This is a genomic window from Acinetobacter sp. GN11 (assembly GCF_054823985.1).
On the sequence record NZ_JRVL01000103.1, the window covers coordinates 1 to 17,722 of the forward strand.

The window sequence follows — 17,722 nt, forward strand, 5'->3', positions numbered from 1 at the left end:
ATAAGCCTAAAGCAATTTATGCTGACTCTCGCTCATCTCTGCTTTTAGCCATTCTAAAAATATACTCTTCCGTGGGTCTTCTTCAAAAGCGCTATCAGAAAGTAAATAATAGGCTGAACCGTCTTGTACAACTGGTGAAATTTTTTGCAGTACGTTCCACTCTAACTCTTTTTCAATCATATAAATTGAGATGACTGTTGCTCCGAGTCCGGCTAAGCAAGTGCAGATTAATAAAGTGATTGGTTCAATTTTATGTGCATTAGGTGTGATTCTTCTTTTTACTAAGTTTTAGTAAGACACTCATTTTATGGAAGAATAAGTTGCTTATGCTTATATATGGTTTGTACTTTTAAAAAGCTTTTTATAAGACTTTTCCAAAAGAGCTATTTAATTTTTAAGAAACTTTTTTATGCTTTGCTGTTAATATGAAAACGCATGATAGATTTTCCAATCCTTCATATTTCTATAAATCAAGGATGATGAGCGAATACATTTATTATGGAAATCAAACAAATAAAATATTTTTTGACGGTAGTTGAAGCAGGCAGTATTGGTAAAGCTGCCCAAAAACTCGATGTCGGTGCTTCGGCCATTAGTCAGCAAATTAGTAAGCTAGAACAAGAGTTAAGCATTCGCTTATTACAGCGTAATGCTTTTGGCGTCACGCCTACACCCGCGGGTCTGGCCTTTTTAAAACACTCTCAACTTATTTTGCGTCAAGTAAACTTCGCAATAGACGCTGCGCATTCAGCACGGCTATCAGGTCATGTCAGCCTTGGATTTCCACCAACCATTACCGCTTTAATTGGCATCCCTTTAATGAAACTAATGTCTGAACGCTATCCAGACATTCGTCTAGAAATTGTGGAAACCTTGTCGGGCAATCTAATTCAGTCAATTAATTCGCGTCAGCTTGATATTGCCATTATTTTTACCAATGAAATTGATAAACAGTGGTCGATACAACCGCTGGTACGCGAGCAAATGTATTTAATGGCACGAAAGGAAGTGCTCGAAAAATACGGCCTTGCCGAGTGCATCAAAAGTGGAATTATCCAGTCTCAACAAATTGGTGACATTCCCTTGGTGTTGCCACGGCAGCGTCATAGCTTAAGAAAACTACTTGAGCACAAGATTGGGCAGCTTAATGTCGTCTATGAAATTGATGGTCTACACTTACTCATGGACAGTCTGATTCACCTTGACCTTGCAAGTGTTCGTCCCGGAAGTGCTTGTCTGCAAGAATACAAACATAAACTTCAACTACTAAAATTGATCGATCCTGAAGTTGAGCGAATCAATTACTTGGTAAGCCTTGCCGAAGAAGAATTATCACCTGCGGCACTGGCTGCAAAATCGGCAATTAAAGCCTGTGTGAAAGAGTTGATTCAAAACCAAATTTGGCCGTGTTCTGAAATTATTTTATAAAGGGTCATTAATTTTATTAAATACCTAATTAATTTTGCCCTCTCACTCCCTCCTGCTTTTTAAGATTACATTTTCATCTGAATGATAAGTGAATTTCTGTTTATCGAATTATAGATGTGTAGTTTGAACTGGAAACAAGGCATCACATTTTCTACGAAGGACACCTTTAAATCTCATCTCTGACCCATTTGCTATTTAGGTTTATTGAATGAGTCGATTTAAGGCCCTCTATTGAAAATAGTGAATGTTTCCATTTTGTCAGGCCAAGGAGGTCTCCAATGGATGTCGTGAATAACCGTAGGGCTACTTTTAAAAAAATATTAAATGTAACGAGTGGCAACTTTTTAGAACAGTACGATTTTTTTCTTTTTGGTTTCTATGCCACTTATATCGCAGCAAAATTTTTCCACTCTGAAAATGAATATGTCTCTTTAATGATGACATTTACCGTATTTGCTGCGGGCTTTCTTATGCGTCCTCTCGGCGCTATTTTCTTGGGCGCTTATGTCGACAGAGTTGGTCGACGTAAAGGTCTTATTGTGACTTTAAGCCTTATGGCAATCGGAACCATCTTAATTACCTTTGTACCGGGTTATGAGACTATTGGTATTCTTGCACCAATTTTGGTGGTGATTGGACGTCTATTACAAGGCTTCTCGGCAGGTGTTGAATCTGGCGGTGTATCGATTTATCTAGCTGAGATTGCAACAGATAAAAACCGTGGATTTATCACAAGCTGGCAGTCTGGCAGCCAACAAATTGCGGTTGTATTTGCAGCATTACTTGGCTACTGGCTCAACACCATTTTAACTCATGCTCAAGTGGGTGAATGGGGCTGGCGTATTCCGTTCTTAATTGGTTGTCTGATTATTCCTTTAATCTTCTTGTTCCGCCGTACATTAGAAGAAACTGAAGACTTTAAAGCACAAAAAACTCATCCATCGACCAAAGAAATTTTCAGCACGCTTGCGAGCAACTGGCGCATCGTACTTGCGGGCATGATGATGAGTGCCATGACCACAACAACGTTCTACTTCATTACGGTTTACACCACGGTGTATGCAAAACGTACTTTAGAAATGTCGGTAACGGATAGTCTTTTAGCAACCGTATTTGTGGGTTTATCAAATTTCTTCTGGTTACCAATGGGTGGCTTACTTTCAGACAAAATTGGTCGTCGTCCAGTTTTAGTCGGCATCACAACCCTTGCCATCTTTACAACGTATCCAGTTTTAAGCTGGTTGGTGAGTGACATTAGTTTTACCAATCTGATTATTACGCTTGCTTACTTCTCGTTCTTCTTTGGTCTGTACAACGGCACCATGGTCGCAACGCTTGCCGAAGTAATGCCAAAACGCGTACGTACAGTCGGCTTCTCTTTAGCGTTCAGCCTTGCAGCAGCTATTTTTGGTGGCATGACTCCAATTGCATGTACATATCTAGTTGAACACACAGGCAACGCAAGTACACCAGCATTCTGGCTGATGTTAGCAGCGGTATGTAGCCTAATCTCAAGCTTATATCTATGTCGTGGTTCTAAGCAGAAGAATGCTGACCCGATTGCTGAACCTGCTAAGGTTAGCGCTTAAAACAACAACTTAACCTGAAATTTTAATGAACAGTACGGCGCATATTGCAGCCGTACTGTGCTCTCCTATCATTAAAGCGAGATACTATGAAAAAGTCCCCTATCTTCATGACTATTTGCCTAGCTGGTGCAGGCTTAGGATCAACCCTTGCTAACGCAGATACACTCGAAGTAATTAGCTCAGGCGGTTTCTATTCATCTATGGAAAAACTCATTCCGATATTTGAAAAGCAAACTGGTCACACGGTTCACCTTTCATCTGGTTCATCAATGGGCGCGTCGCCAACTGCTATTCCAAATCGACTCGATCGTGGTGAACATTTTGATGTGGTGGTGTTGGCTGCTCCTGAACTGAACAAGCTTGCAGAAAAAGGTTATGTCGACTCAAATTCACAAAGTGCTTTAGTCAATTCAAGTATTGGCATGGCTGTGCCTAAAGGTGCGCCAAAACCAGATATTAGCTCTGCTGCAAAATTCGAAAAGGTTTTATTAAATGCCAAGCACATCGGCTATTCAGCAAGTGCAAGCGGCACGCATCTTGAAAAAGATGTTTTCCCAAGCTTCCCACCTGTCGAATACAAAGTGATTTCTGGTAAAGCAGAAAAAGTGGTAGGTGACCGCGTTGCAAAACGTATTGCTGAAGGTCAGTTTGATATTGGTTTCCAGCAAATTAGTGAAATCAAACCTTTTACCGGCCAATATGGTCAAGTTGATTTAGTCGGTCCAATTCCTGCGCCTTATCAAAAAGTCACTGTATTTGCAGCAGGCATTGGTAAAAACTCTGAACATGAAAAAGTCGCAAAAGAGCTCATCAAATTTGTGAAATCGCCTCAAGCAACACAAATTATTGAAGAACAGGGTCTTGAGCAGGTTAAACAATAAAAGCTCTAAAAGGCAACATCTTGAGGTGATGTTGCCTTTACTCTTTTGGTGGTTTACTCAGCTCAATAGAACAAAATGTATAGCAATTAAACCAGTGTAGAATAATCAATAAAGGTCAATGTAGTATTTGCCGTGGAACTCAAACAATTAAAGTATTTTATTGCAGTGATCGAGTCAGGAAGCTTGGGTAAAGCTGCAAAAAATCTCGATATTGGAACGTCTGCATTAAGTCAGCAAATCTCAAAATTAGAAAGCGAACTTTCTATTCGCCTTTTACAGCGCACCGCCCTAGGTACAGTTCCCACCCCTGCGGGTTTAGCTTTTTTTCAACAGGTTCAACTTGCACTTAGGCACCTAGACCATGCCGTAGATTCTGCTCATTCTTCACGTTTAAGTGGACATGTTACCGTCGGTTTTTCTCCGAGTGTTGCAGCGGTTATTGGCACGCATTTTTTAAAACTCATGAGAAATCGCTATCCCGACATTAAAGTACGTTTAATTGAAGGCTTATCTGGTGATCTCAAAGCCTTGGTTAATGCAAGACAGCTCGATGTTGCAATCATCTTTAGTGACGATGTAGACCCACAATGGGCGATACAGCCTTTAGTCAAAGAACAGATGTTTTTAATTTCGCCTAAAGAAGTGCTGAGCCAGTACCACCTTGAAAGCTGTATAGACACTCAGACCATTACCCATTCACAGCTTAAAGAACTTCCTCTGATTTTACCGAGTCAACGACATGGACTACGCTTGTTGCTCGAACAAAAAATTCATCAGCTTAAAGTGGCCTATGAAATTGATGGGCTACATTTGCTAATGGAAAGCATTAGCCAACTTGAAATGGCAACCATCCAACCTGCGGGTGCAGCATTAAACTCTCGGCAAGACTTATGTTTACTGCGCGTTGTAGAACCTGCAATTGAACGTATTAACTATTTAATTAGTTTATCTGAAGAAGAAATCTCACCTGCCACTTTAGCTACTAAAGTGGTGATTCGTGCTTGTGTAACCAACTTGATTAATGAAAAGCGCTGGCCCGGTGCGGAACTCATAAACACTTAAGCTCTTAGTGTTTATTTTTACTAAACACCCATTCAAGCTTAGCCCCTCACTTGGCCTTCCCTTTTAAAGCTACATTAACCCTAGCTGAGAAAGGGAGAAATCCATGCATGATGTGATTGTAATTGGTGGTGGGAATGCCGCACTTTGTGCCGCGCTCACGGCAAAAGAAAGTGGCGCGTCTGTGCTTGTCATAGAAGCAGCACCTAAAGAATGGCGTGGTGGTAACTCACAACACACTCGTAACCTTCGCTGCATGCATGATGCTCCTCAAGATGTATTGGTCGATGCCTACCCCGAAGAAGAATATTGGCAAGACCTACTTAAAGTAACTGCCGGAAAAACTAATGAGCACTTAGCTCGTCTGGTTATTCGTAGCACGGCGACCTGTCGTGACTGGATGCGTAAACATGGTGTGAATTTTCAGCCACCTCTATCGGGTGCTTTGCATGTTGCACGTACCAATGCGTTTTTTATGGGTGGTGGTAAAGCCCTCATTAATGCGTATTACCGTAGTGCCCAAGAACTTGGTATTGAGATTTTATACAACACAAAAATTAAAGATTTAAAGTTAAACCAAGGACATTTTGAAGCTGCAATTGCTGAAGATGGTCGTGTGTTTAAAGCGAAAAGCTGTGTATTGGCCGCAGGTGGTTTTGAGTCAAATTTGGAGTGGTTAAGAGAAGCATGGGGACAAAATGAAAACGGCGAATGGCCTGCCGATAATTTCATTATTCGCGGAACCCGCTTTAATCAAGGCAACTTGCTCAAATTTATGATAGATCAAGGCGCCGATATTATTGGTGACCCATCACAATCGCATTGCGTGGCCGTAGATGCACGAGCACCGTTATATGATGGCGGTATCTGCACCCGTATTGACTGCGTTTCATTGGGTATTGTGGTCAATAACAAAGCCGAGCGTTTTTACGATGAGGGCGAAGACTTCTGGCCAAAACGTTATGCGATTTGGGGTCGCCTTGTTGCCAAACAACCGCAGCAAATTGCCTATTCGATTATTGATTCAAAAGCCATTGGGCGCTTTATGCCACCTGTGTTTGCGGGTGTAAAAGCAAATAGCATTCAAGAACTGGCTGAAAAAATCGGGCTAGATGCAAAAACCTTCTGTCACACGGTAGAAGAATTTAATCAAGCCTGTGTACAAGGCACCTTTAACCATACGATTTTAGACGACTGTACCACCGAAAATATTGTTCCCAACAAAACCCATTGGGCGGTTCCTCTCGATCGCCCACCGTTCTATGCCTATGCGCTTAAACCCGGCATTACCTTTACCTATTTAGGCTTAAAAGTCGAAGACGATGCTGCGGTACGTTTTAACAATAAAGCCAGCCGCAACCTGTTTGTCGCAGGTGAAATGATGGCAGGTAACGTACTTGGTCAGGGCTATACCGCAGGCGTTGGTATGTCGATTGGCACGACCTTTGGACGTATTGCCGGAAAAAATGCAGCCCACTATGCACTTACACAAGGAGTTGAACATGAATGCTAGTACTAAAGCCCTAATTCCAGTTGTTCAGCTCTCTGACCATGAGCAGGAAGTTCAAAGAGCGCTACAAATTTGTAATGCTTGTCGTTACTGTGAGTCGTTTTGTGCTGTATTTGCTGCGATGACCAAGCGTCTTGAGTTTAATCAAGCCGATATTCATTACCTCGCAAACCTTTGCCATAACTGTGGTGCATGTTTACACGCTTGCCAATATGCCCCGCCACATGAGTTTGGTGTAAACATTCCAAAAGCGATGGCGCAAGTACGTTTGGAAACTTACCAAGAGTTTGCTACACCGCAGCCTTTAGGCCGACTTTATAAGTCTGTCGGCATTCCTTTTGTTTCGGCGTTATCAGTTATTTTCTTTTTATGCATGTTAGCTGTGGTCTGGTACAAAGGCACCGACCTGTTTGCAGGCTATCAAGGTAATTTCTATGCGATTTTCCCGCATAACTTTTTAGCTCTATTGTTTGGAGCGACCTTTACAGTTGCGATTGTTTTGCTCGGTATCGGAATTAGTAAATTTTGGAGACAGACGTCTAAAGTTATTCACGGCAAAGTTGAGAAACCAGACCTTATTCAAGCCTCTCAAAATGTATTAACACTTAAATATTTAGATGGTGGACATGGCAAAGGCTGTAATGAGCAAGATGACCGTTATACCCAAATCCGCCGCGTGTTCCATCACATGACGTTTTATGGCTTTATGCTCTGCTTTGCAGCCACAGGCGTAGCGACTTTATATCACTACTTCCTTAACCTGCATGCGCCGTACCCTATCTTTAGCTTGCCTGTTATTTTAGGTACGTTGGGTGGGTTTGGCTTAGTTGTCGGGCCATCTGGCTTACTCTATTTAAATCTTAAACGCCATCCATTACATGGTGACCGCGAGCAAAAACCTGTAGATCGAGGCTTTATCTTCCTTCTACTTATCGTTAGCGCTTCAGGGCTAGCCCTCATGGCATTTCGCAATACCCCTTACATGGCACTTTTACTGATTTTCCATTTAGCTACGGTCATGACCTTCTTTATTACCATGCCATTTGGAAAGTTCGCACATGGTTTTTACCGTAGTGCTTCTCTACTCAAATTTGCCATCGAAGAACGTATTTCTAAAAAGTCATAATTTCATTCAAAAGTATTCACTATCTTGGTGTAGTGAATACTTTTATTATTTTTCAGCTCAAAACACTTCATGCCTTCCCTACTTTTTACTATTTAAAATTCCTAAGCCATACATCGGCCACTTGGTGCTCGCTTTAATATTATTAATCAGCATTGCCACCAAGACTAAAGACACGGCACCGACCAAAACAGGAAAAATTAAGAAACTCCACTCGTAATGTATGCTGCTCGCGGTAAGCAAAATAACCAGAGGATTGGCACCCGCAGGTGGATGAACACATTTAAACACTTGCATAAGTGCAATAGCACAGCCCACTGATAAAGCAATTGTAAAAATGGAAACACCGACAAATTTTAGAAAAAACAAACCTACAAAAGCCGAGATAAAATGCCCAAATATGATATTTCTCGGCTGTGCCAAAGGTGACTGAGACACGGTATAAAGCAGTACACAAGTCGCACCAAACGGCGCCATGATAAAAATATTGTGTGTGAGCTTACTCAACCACAACAGTATAAAAATACTGACTGTACCCCCAATAAGACTTCTTAAAATATCAATTTTATTGGGCGATGGGGCTAGTTTTTCTTTGCCATAAAAGATCGAGAACATGGGTTGTATTCCTCAAACAAAAAGTTGCTTTTTAAAAAGCATATAGATAAAATTCCAAATAGTACAGATCTGTACTATTTTATTTTTTGGAAAAGACACATGTCAAAATCTGCCTTAAAAATATTAGATACAGCCGAGAAGTTATTTAACGAAAATAGTTTTGTCGGGGTTGGTGTCGACCTGATTCGCGATGAATCCGGTTGTTCCAAAACCACCATGTACACGTACTATAAAAATAAGAATCAACTGGTTAAGTCTGTACTCGTTGCTCGTGATGAACGGTTTAAGCAAAGTCTTTTAGGCTATGTGGGAGATACAACAGGGTCAGAGGCCATCAATAAAATTCTTGATTGGCATACCAATTGGTTTAGGCAGGATTTTTTTAAAGGCTGTTTATTTGTAAGAGCGGTCGCTGAATCTAACCAAGATGATCAAGACATTATTTCTATTTCTAAAGCCCATAAACAATGGATTAAAGTACTGATTGCGGAAAACTGCAATATACCCAATGGTGAAGCTTTATCTGAGCTGATCTACACGGTTATTGAAGGCCTCATTAGCCGCTTTTTAGTCGATGGTTTCGATGAAACACTTGCGATAAATATGAAAAATTCTATTAATCAATTATTTAATATTCATCAACATTAGCATGAGAACTTAAAATGGAAGTGGACCATATTTTTATTTGTGTACAATCAGGCGCTCCCGAAGCTGAAACTTTAAAAAAATTTGGTCTAACAGAAGGCTCATCCAATAAGCACCCAGGTCAAGGTACAGAAAATAGACGTTTTTTCTTTAAAAATAGCTTTATCGAATTAATCTTTTTAAATAACCCAGAAGAAGCTTCAAGTGATCTAACCAAACCCACCCTGCTCTTTGAACGACTCAGTGCTCAAGATAATATCGCTTCCCCTTTTGGTATTTGTTTTAGACCTAAAAATAAAGATGATAATGGTGCAAAATTTCCTAATTGGGTTTACAAGCCAAGCTATTTACCAGCCAGCTTAGAAGTAAATGTTGCCAAAGATTCTGTGGTATCTGAGCCAATGTGGTTCTTCCTTTCATTTGCTTCACGACCAGACCTTGCTGCGAAAGAAAAACAACAACCACTTGTGCATAGCAAAGATTTATCAGAAATCACCGCGATTAAGGTTTCTATTCCAAATCTAGAGCAGCATCCGACTTCGTTACTGTTCAATTCGCTTGATAGTTTTGAAGTGACTGATGGATCGGAGCATTTAATGGAAATTAGTTTTGATCATGAACCTCAAGGAATAATTCATGATTTTAGACCAGAGCTTCCGCTTATTTTTAAATATTAAGACTCTGATTTTCTAATAATAAAAACTGTGATTTATTACCAATCACAGTTTTTTTATTTATATTGAATTACATTAAAAGCATCAATGAATTAAGCTATCTTTCCATCAATAATGCCCTTCTCCTTTAACGCGGCGAGTTCTTCTGCTGTTTTAAATCTCGATAAGATTTGAGCAGTATGTTCACCTAGCTCTGGTGGTGCATGATGATATTCAACTGGAGTATCAGACAACTTGATGGGTGAACCTATGGTTTGGAAGTTTTCATTTAAACGATGAGGAATATTCACCACTAAATTGCGATGCACAATTTGTGGTTCAGCCAAAGCATCTTCAATAGAGTTGATAACACCTACAGGTACTTTAAGCGCATGAATCATCTCGACCCATTCTTTGGCAGTTTTATGCAAAAAGTGCTCCGACAATAAAGGAATTAGTTCATCTCGATATTTGACGCGGTCCTGATTACGGACAAACTTTTCATTTTCGAGTAACTCTGGATAACCAATCGCAATACACAAATCTTTAAACTGCTTGTCATTACCGCAAGCAATAATAAATTCTTTATCTTTAGCCTTAAAAGTTTGATACGGCACAATACTTGGGTGTTGATTACCCATGCGCTGCGGGGCTTTACCTGAAGCTAAATAATTCATTCCCTGATTTGCCAATGCCGCGACCTGCACATCAAGGAGCGACATATCAATATATTGACCGCGTCCCGTGTGTGAGCGTGCAATCAAGGCAGCTTGAATGGCAATGGTGGAGTACAATCCAGTTTGAATGTCTACAACAGCCACTCCAACTTTTTGCGCACCACCGCCTGCCACATCATCAGGCTCGCCAGTAATGCTCATTAAGCCAGACATACCCTGAATAATAAAATCATAGCCGGGTTCTTCTGCACGTGGGCCATCTTGCCCAAACCCAGTAATCGAGCAATAAACAATGTTCTGGTTCAGCTCACTTAAGGAAGCATAGTCCAAACCATATTTAGCCAAAGACCCTGTCTTATAATTTTCAATGACGACATCGGCAGTCTTGGCAATTTCATAAATTAAGGCCTGACCTTCGGGGGTGGTAATGTCTACAGCAACTGAATATTTATTGCGGTTAGTACACTGGAAATAGCCAGATTCTCGCGTCATGTTTCCGTCTTGATCGGGCATCCATGGTGGCCCCCACATGCGGGTGTCATCACCTACTCGAGGACGTTCAATTTTAATCACTTCCGCGCCAAGGTCTGCCAAGATCTGTCCGCACCAAGGCCCTGCAAGCACACGACTTAAATCTAAAACCCGAATTCCTTGTAATGCACCCATAACGATACCCTTATCTTTTTAGAAGGTACTCAACGCACCTTCCTGTCATTGTTTATGATTGTTTTTGCGGATCGTACTGACGATCTTTAATAAATAAACCCGGCAACACACCTGCAACAAAATACGCAGCGCCCATCACAATAAAGGCCATGGTAAACGTACCACCCGATGCCAAGAAACCAATGGTGGCTGGTGCAATAGCGGCCCCGACACGACCAATGTTATAGGCACCGCCAATGGCTGTTCCGCGCACATCGGTTGAAAAACTTTCAGCCATATAAGTCGCATTTACACCATATGGAATGCCATATAAGAAGCCAAAAGTGATTAATAAATACAAAATATTGTCAGGGGTATTAAAGAAAATAATGATCGGCAAGAACACGGCGCTGGCAATTGTTCCAAACACAAAAACAGCACGGCGGTTAAATTTGTCAGCAAGATAACCCGCTAAAATTTTGCCTAAAATCATTGCGGTATATGAACCCACCATATAACTGGTTAAGTTTTTAAAGTTCATATGCACTTCTGTTTCTAAATAACTTGGCATCCAGTTGTTAATGCCGTAATAACCAAACTGTAAGAAGAATGCAGTGGTCATCCACAACAAGAACATTTTACGGTGCTTAAAGTTATTAAAAATTTGCTTATAGATACTGCCACTTTTCGGCTTTTCATCCGCCACAATTTCTTTAGGCTGCCTGTTGCCTTGTAAACTTTCAATTTTGGTGAGCTGCCAAGATTTTGGCTCTGGCACATAGCGTTGCAGGAAAATATTAACGAAAGCAGGTACTACGGTCAGGAAGAATAAAACGCGCCAGCCATGATCTGGAATAATTGCGCCAGCTAATAACGTCGCAGCAATATAACCTACGGTTTGACCTGTCTGTAATGTACCCAAGACCGTTGTACGGTAAGTAGTTGGTACATATTCAGCCATTAAGGTATTACAAGCCATATAGAGTGCTCCAATACCCAAAGCACCAATAAAACGTAAGGCCATAAATTGCTCGAAGCTTTGTGTAAAGCCCAATAAACAGGTCGCTACCGAAAAGAAGGTTACTGAGTTGGCAATGGTTCGAACACGGCCAAACTTGTCACATGCCCAGCCTCCCAAAATACCGCCAATACCCATACCTGCCAAAGAAGCACTACCTAAGGCACCTGCTTGAAAGGTACTTAAACCAAACTCTGCCTTTAAACTGGTCAAGCTATAAGACAACAGCATAATATCAATGCCATCGACCACCATTGCAAAATAGGCAAATAACAACGCCCATTTCCATGTATGAGGGCCAATCTTTTCATATGTTCCAAGGTTACTTGGAAATGTATTTCTTAATTCTTTCGATATTACTTGAACGTCATTGTTCATCTTTAGTTCCTCATTTTCCCAAATGAGTCATCGATAGCTTACTTATGTTTTCTGTATGACTTAATTTTATATAATTTTCACCATCTTACATTTAGTTTTAAGTACACAGAGGCGTATCTTTACATGAGTATCCTTACGATGAATCTTGTCATTATCCATAAATTTTTGCGTAAAAATCCCTAAAGGTGTTCTCGAAAGAACACCTCTATCTTTTAAATGAATGAGTTAGTTACTAAATGCTGCAATGCCTGTTTGTGCACGACCTAGAATTAAGGCATGAACGTCATGTGTACCTTCATAGGTATTTACGACTTCAAGATTAACCAAATGACGTGCTACACCAAACTCGTCACTAATGCCGTTTCCGCCCATCATGTCACGTGCCATACGAGCAATATCAAGTGCTTTACCACAGTTGTTACGCTTAATTAGAGATGTACCTTCAACTGATGCAATGCCTTCATCTTTCATACGGCCGAAACGTAACGCTACTTGTAAACCCAAAGCAATTTCTGTTTGCATATCTGCCAGTTTCTTTTGGATTAATTGATTTGCAGCCAATGGACGACCAAATTGTTTACGATCCATGGTGTATTGATGTGCAGTATGCCAGCAGAACTCGGCAGCACCCATTGCGCCCCATGCAATGCCATAACGGGCGCTATTTAGACAGGTAAATGGACCTTTTAAACCTCGAATTTCAGGAAAAGCATTTTCTTCAGGTACAAATACGTTATCCATCACGATTTCACCTGTAATGGATGCACGTAAACCAACCTTGCCATGAATGGCAGGCGCAGATAGACCTTCCCAACCCTTTTCTAAAATGAAGCCGCGAATATCACCGACATTACCTTCAGCAGAAACTTCTTTTGCCCAAACGACAAATACATCGGCAATGGGGCTATTGGTAATCCACATTTTTGCGCCACTTAAACGATAACCACCGTCAACTTTTTTAGCACGGGTAATCATACTGCCTGGGTCTGAGCCATGGTCAGGTTCAGTCAAACCAAAACAGCCAATGTATTCACCAGTGGCAAGTTTAGGTAAGTACTTCTGCTTTTGCTCTTCACTACCAAATTCATGAATCGGAACCATCACCAATGAGCTTTGTACACTCGCCATAGAGCGGTAGCCCGAATCCACATATTCAATTTCACGCGCAACCAAGCCATAACTCACATAGTTCAAACCCGCACCGCCATATTGCTCAGGAATGGTTGGACCCAGTAAGCCGAGCTCTCCCATTTCACGAAAAATAGATGGATCTGTTGTTTCATGACGGAATTGTTCAAGTACACGGGGTTGCAAGCGTTCTTGGCAATAGGCATGAGCCGCATCACGAATCATGCGCTCATCTTCGGTAAGCTGTTGCTCAATTAAAAATGGGTCTTGCCAGTTAAATTGAACTTTTGCTTTTTTTGTTGTCACCATGTGATTCATCGCATCCTCTGCTTGATTTGATCTTCTTTATTTAACTCGATGTTATGCGTGAAAAATGCAGTAATCAAACGATAAATCTTCATGCAGATATGCGACTTATGCATACTTAAAATAAGTAGGATTAAATTTAGATATTTAATTCATTGTATTTCATTAAAAATGGCTTATTTTTATACTAAACTCCGATATCTGCATTTAGGTCATATGCTGTTTTGAAATATGACGACAAATAAAAGGATTTATTTATGCGAAGAAGTATCCCTTCAATTCAGGGCCTGATTTGCTTTGAAAGTGCAGCAAAACATCTAAGTTATACCTATGCTGCGCAAGAGTTATGTATTACTCAAAGTGCGGTCTCTCGTCAAATTCAGCAGCTAGAAGACTTCTTGGGAGTTGAATTATTCATACGCACTCGGCACGGCGTCGAGTTAACTATTGCGGGCCAACAATATTTTAAAAGCATTAAGCCTTACTTATTAGGACTAGAGAAATGTACGGCCGATGTCATTTCTCATAAAGGTTTAGGTGGAACATTAAAGTTAGGTGTTGTTCCTACATTTGCAACGCGCTGGCTATTACCCAAACTTCATCTTTTAAATCAAAAACACCCTGAAATTACGGTTCACTTAGAAACCAGTACCAAGCCATTTTTATTTAATGACAATATTTTTGACGCTGCTATTTTTGCAGGTACGCAGCAGCAAATTAACCACTGGCCTGGCATACAAGCACACTATTTAATGGATGAAGAAATTGTACCTGTTTGCTCCCCAAGACTAATCAAAAAGTATTTTCCAGATGCAGTGATGATCAATGAAAATACCTATGATCTAAACTCAGAAGATTTATTGAAAATCCCCTTACTACAACAAACCACTCGGCCTAGCATTTGGCAAGAATGGTTTCTCACCCATCACATGCAACACCCAAAGCCTTTGGATGGACAACGCCATGAGTTATTTTCAATGCTTGCGGTTGCTGCCAGCCATGACATGGGAATGGCCTTAATTCCACAAATGTTGATTGAGTCTGAACTACAAAAAAAAGAACTGGTGATTGTTTCTAATAAAAAACTAAAAGGCAGCCGAAAGTACTACCTCATCCATTCGAGCCAAGACATCTCACCGACCATTCAAAAATTTGTTGAGTGGATTTACCAAGAACTAGAACAACTAAAGACCAATACAAATTAGCTGAGCCTCTTTGTGCGATCTATACCCATAAAAAAAGATTGTGATTGATAAGATCACAATCTTTTAGTTAAACGTAAATAACTTTGAATTAATGACTCATTAATTGAATATCTGAACCACTACGTTTCGGGTCAATCAAGATTTTGGCGTGCTGCTCAGGGTCACGTAACGCTTCAAATGCACTGGTAACCCCCTCTAAACCGACAACACCAGTAATGAGCGGTGAACAATTCACTTTACCTTCTGCAATCATGTGTAGCGCATCTCGAAACTCAAGCGGTGTATAACCCAACACGAACTGAATTTCTAACTCTTTATTAATTGCAAGTGCGGGTTCGATTTTGTCACTTTGCATGCAGACGCCCACCCCGACAATCCGGGAAAACAAAGGTGCACCTTCAATAATTTGCTGTAAAACACCCGGCACACCCACACATTCAAAAATAACAGGACGTTTTGGCAGAGCACCTAACTTATCAATCATGCGCCATCCATGCCACCACGGTAAGCGTGTCGCTTGCAACTTATCAAACAGTCCCATGCCCATGTTAATGGCATCAGAAACATTGCCAAGCAAACCAAACTCTTTCCAGTTGGCAAATGGTGATGTCTCTTTAGGGTCTACCACAATATCCGCACCACATTGCTCGGCAAGCTTACGGCGGTTTGGTGAAAAGTCACTGGCAACTACAGTTTTAACTCCAGCCGCTTTAAGCATTAATATGACACCTAGCCCGACAGGACCACAGCCAATTACAATTGCAGGTTCACCAGTTTTCACACGGCTACGGCGAACAGCATGCAATGCAACCGCCATAGGTTCAGTCATGGCAGCACTATCCGCATCCAGACCATTGGGTACTTCAAACATCAAGCTTGATTGAGCCAATACTTGCTCGGCATAACCACCCGAAGCATTTGGAGAAAGCCCTGTAGACAAATAGCCATGCTGATCTACATTTAAAAGAGGCATTGCACAAACGAGTGTATCGGCTTTGAATTTATGACGTGTTTTTGGACCGTAGTCTAAAACCTTGCCACAAAACTCATGTCCCAATACAAACGGATCTGTAGACTTAGCTAAACCATGAAACCCGACACGTGCAGCCAAATCATGCATATGGTCGCAGTGGTGCTGCATATGTAAATCTGAACCACAGATCCCACATCGCACCACTTCCAATAACACCTGTCCTTTTGCAGGCGTTAATTTCGGCTGATCTACCACTTGTAATTTTGCTTGATGACAAAGTACCGACTTCATTTGAGTGCTTCCTATTTCTTCTTTTTCATTTACTTGCCAGAAATAGATTTCTACAGATAAATTAATCGCTTTATCGGTTTGGTCTTTAGCAAGCCTTTATTCATCTTTACAACTAAAAAGCAAAATACCAATGACCATTCTTCAGCCAATCTATTGTTGAAGAGTCAACAAAAACAGGCGCAGCGAAATTAAAAACAATAAAAATCTTGGTGTTTGTATCTTACACAGACTGCGTTGTCTTCTTAGGCCAGAACAATGTCATCAAAATTAAAACTTATACAAATATAGTAACTTCAAAAAACTCAACTCAATGCTTTTCACAAAAACATAGCAAATCCAAACTTTTATCAGCAGCTCTAAACAGGCATGATGAATTAAGACAAATTGATAAGAAGAAATCTATGATTACAAAAACGCTTCCGCTTACAGATATACACCGCCACCTTGATGGCAACATTCGCATTCAAACCATTTTAGAATTGGGCCAACAGTACCATTTAGATTTACCTGCTTACGACATTGAATCTTTACGACCACACGTACAAGTGATGGATAACCAACCTGACTTATTAAGTTTTTTATCTAAGCTCGATTGGGGCGTAAAAGTATTAGCCAGTTTAGATGCCTGTAAGCGTATTGCATTTGAAAACATGCAGGATGCTGCCCAACAAGGACTAGACTATGTAGAGCTGCGTTTTTCACCAGGTTATATGGGAATGACCCATCAACTCCCTCTTGAAGGCGTTGTTGAAGCGGTTATTGCTGGAGTCAAAGAAGGCAGTCAGGCGTACGGCGTAAAAGCGAACCTAATTGGCATTATGAGTCGTACTTTTGGTCAGGAAGCTTGCGAAAAAGAATTAAATGCCCTACTCACCCATAAAAATGATATTAAAGCGTTGGATCTTGCTGGAGACGAGCTTGGTTTTCCGGGCAATTTATTTATTGATCACTTTAAAAAAGCGCGTGATGCAGGTTGGCATATTACGGTACATGCAGGCGAAGCTGCTGGCCCAGAAAGTATTTGGCAAGCCATTGAAGAATTAGGTGCTGAACGAATTGGGCATGGTGTTAAGGCAGTTCAAGATTTAAAACTTTTAGATTATTTGGCTAAACATGAGATTGGTATTGAATCTTGTCTCACTTCAAATATTCAAACAAACACAGTGCCTTCTTTAGCAGAGCACCCATTAAAGACTTTTTTAGAACATGGTGTACTTGCCACTATTAATACGGATGACCCTGCAGTAGAAGGCATTGAGATACAACATGAATATTTAACTGCTGCCCCATTGGCAGGTTTAAGTCCTGAGCAAATTTATACAGCTCAAGAAAATGGACTTAAAATCGCATTTTTATCAGATCAAGAAAAAGATGAATTAAGACAGAAATATCAATAACAGAGAACAGAGAACAGAGAACAGAGCTTATATAAACACGTTCAAATATTGGAGTACGATTGAATTAAAATTTCGAACTAGAAAACAAAAAAATTCCTTCTATCGATAAGATAAGAAGAAATTCTTTTCAATCTTTGGGATATCTTTTAAAGCTTTAACGCTTTTAAAATATGGTCGGAGCAGTAGGATTCGAACCTACGA

At 40.6% G+C, this 17,722-nt stretch carries 15 protein-coding genes and 2 pseudogenes; 11 read left to right on the forward strand and 6 right to left on the reverse strand.

Annotation, left to right across the window (positions count from 1 at the left end; translation table 11 throughout):
• Positions 1-6: 6 nt before the first annotated feature.
• A pseudogene (locus NL42_RS10690) lies at positions 7-225 on the reverse strand (LysR family transcriptional regulator); the annotation flags it as partial.
• On the opposite strand from NL42_RS10690, the pseudogene NL42_RS10695 reads away from it, so the two are divergent.
• The 7 genes and pseudogenes from NL42_RS10695 to tcuB form a co-directional block, all read left to right on the forward strand.
• Positions 215-292: pseudogene (locus tag NL42_RS10695) on the forward strand (LysE family translocator); the annotation flags it as partial. The pseudogenes NL42_RS10690 and NL42_RS10695 overlap by 11 nt on opposite strands.
• A 206-nt stretch (positions 293-498) precedes the next feature.
• Positions 499-1,428 carry a LysR family transcriptional regulator gene (locus NL42_RS10700; protein WP_144735732.1) on the forward strand — a complete coding sequence of 310 codons (930 nt, stop codon included), beginning with the start codon at positions 499-501 and terminating at the stop codon, positions 1,426-1,428.
• Positions 1,429-1,706: 278 nt separating this feature from the next.
• Positions 1,707-3,017 carry an MFS transporter gene (gene tcuC / locus NL42_RS10705; RefSeq protein WP_016139159.1) on the forward strand — a complete coding sequence of 437 codons (1,311 nt, stop codon included), beginning with the start codon at positions 1,707-1,709 and terminating at the stop codon, positions 3,015-3,017.
• A gap of 86 nt (positions 3,018-3,103) precedes the next feature.
• Positions 3,104-3,898: a substrate-binding domain-containing protein gene (locus NL42_RS10710; protein WP_205677736.1), complete on the forward strand. Its 795-nt coding sequence runs from the start codon at positions 3,104-3,106 to the stop codon at positions 3,896-3,898.
• Between the two features lie 132 nt (positions 3,899-4,030).
• A complete protein-coding gene (locus NL42_RS10715; RefSeq protein ID WP_461312725.1) occupies positions 4,031-4,960 on the forward strand; it encodes a LysR family transcriptional regulator in 930 nt (309 codons plus the stop codon).
• 103 nt (positions 4,961-5,063) lie between these two features.
• Complete coding sequence (tcuA, locus tag NL42_RS10720; RefSeq protein ID WP_461312726.1) at positions 5,064-6,470, forward strand: FAD-dependent tricarballylate dehydrogenase TcuA; 1,407 nt, start codon at positions 5,064-5,066, stop codon at positions 6,468-6,470.
• A complete protein-coding gene (gene tcuB / locus NL42_RS10725; protein WP_461312727.1) occupies positions 6,460-7,593 on the forward strand; it encodes a tricarballylate utilization 4Fe-4S protein TcuB in 1,134 nt (377 codons plus the stop codon). Before tcuA ends, tcuB begins: the two co-directional genes overlap by 11 nt.
• 78 nt (positions 7,594-7,671) lie before the next feature.
• Here the strand turns inward: tcuB and NL42_RS10730 are convergent, their stop codons facing one another.
• Positions 7,672-8,205, reverse strand: coding sequence for an HPP family protein (locus tag NL42_RS10730; RefSeq protein ID WP_461312728.1), 534 nt, complete (start codon positions 8,203-8,205; stop codon positions 7,672-7,674).
• A 99-nt stretch (positions 8,206-8,304) separates the two neighbouring features.
• On the opposite strand from NL42_RS10730, the gene NL42_RS10735 reads away from it, so the two are divergent.
• Together NL42_RS10735 and NL42_RS10740 are read left to right on the forward strand one after the other, a co-directional pair.
• Positions 8,305-8,853 (forward strand): TetR/AcrR family transcriptional regulator, encoded by a 549-nt coding sequence (locus NL42_RS10735; protein WP_461312729.1) that lies wholly within the window; start codon positions 8,305-8,307, stop codon positions 8,851-8,853.
• 14 nt (positions 8,854-8,867) lie between these two features.
• On the forward strand, positions 8,868-9,527 hold the full coding sequence (locus NL42_RS10740; RefSeq protein WP_461312730.1) for a VOC family protein: 660 nt from the start codon (positions 8,868-8,870) through the stop codon (positions 9,525-9,527).
• A gap of 89 nt (positions 9,528-9,616) precedes the next feature.
• Here NL42_RS10740 and NL42_RS10745 read toward each other — a convergent pair whose 3' ends face one another.
• The 3 genes from NL42_RS10745 to NL42_RS10755 all read right to left on the reverse strand — a co-directional run bounded on the left by NL42_RS10745 (position 9,617) and on the right by NL42_RS10755 (position 13,667).
• The gene (locus NL42_RS10745) at positions 9,617-10,846 is read right to left on the reverse strand and encodes a CaiB/BaiF CoA transferase family protein (protein WP_461312731.1); all 1,230 of its coding nucleotides are present in this window, start codon (positions 10,844-10,846) and stop codon (positions 9,617-9,619) included.
• Between the two features lie 52 nt (positions 10,847-10,898).
• The gene (locus NL42_RS10750) at positions 10,899-12,221 is read right to left on the reverse strand and encodes an MFS transporter (protein ID WP_461312732.1); all 1,323 of its coding nucleotides are present in this window, start codon (positions 12,219-12,221) and stop codon (positions 10,899-10,901) included.
• Positions 12,222-12,446: 225 nt separating this feature from the next.
• A complete protein-coding gene (locus NL42_RS10755) occupies positions 12,447-13,667 on the reverse strand; it encodes an acyl-CoA dehydrogenase (protein ID WP_461312733.1) in 1,221 nt (406 codons plus the stop codon).
• A 245-nt stretch (positions 13,668-13,912) separates the two neighbouring features.
• On the opposite strand from NL42_RS10755, the gene NL42_RS10760 reads away from it, so the two are divergent.
• Positions 13,913-14,860, forward strand: a complete 948-nt coding sequence (locus tag NL42_RS10760) for a LysR substrate-binding domain-containing protein (RefSeq protein ID WP_461312734.1) — start codon at positions 13,913-13,915, stop codon at positions 14,858-14,860.
• An 88-nt stretch (positions 14,861-14,948) separates the two neighbouring features.
• Here NL42_RS10760 and NL42_RS10765 read toward each other — a convergent pair whose 3' ends face one another.
• Positions 14,949-16,124: a zinc-binding dehydrogenase gene (locus tag NL42_RS10765; RefSeq protein ID WP_009390617.1), complete on the reverse strand. Its 1,176-nt coding sequence runs from the start codon at positions 16,122-16,124 to the stop codon at positions 14,949-14,951.
• 401 nt (positions 16,125-16,525) lie between these two features.
• On the opposite strand from NL42_RS10765, the gene add reads away from it, so the two are divergent.
• Positions 16,526-17,521, forward strand: coding sequence for an adenosine deaminase (add, locus tag NL42_RS10770; protein WP_461312735.1), 996 nt, complete (start codon positions 16,526-16,528; stop codon positions 17,519-17,521).
• Positions 17,522-17,722: the final 201 nt, after the last annotated feature.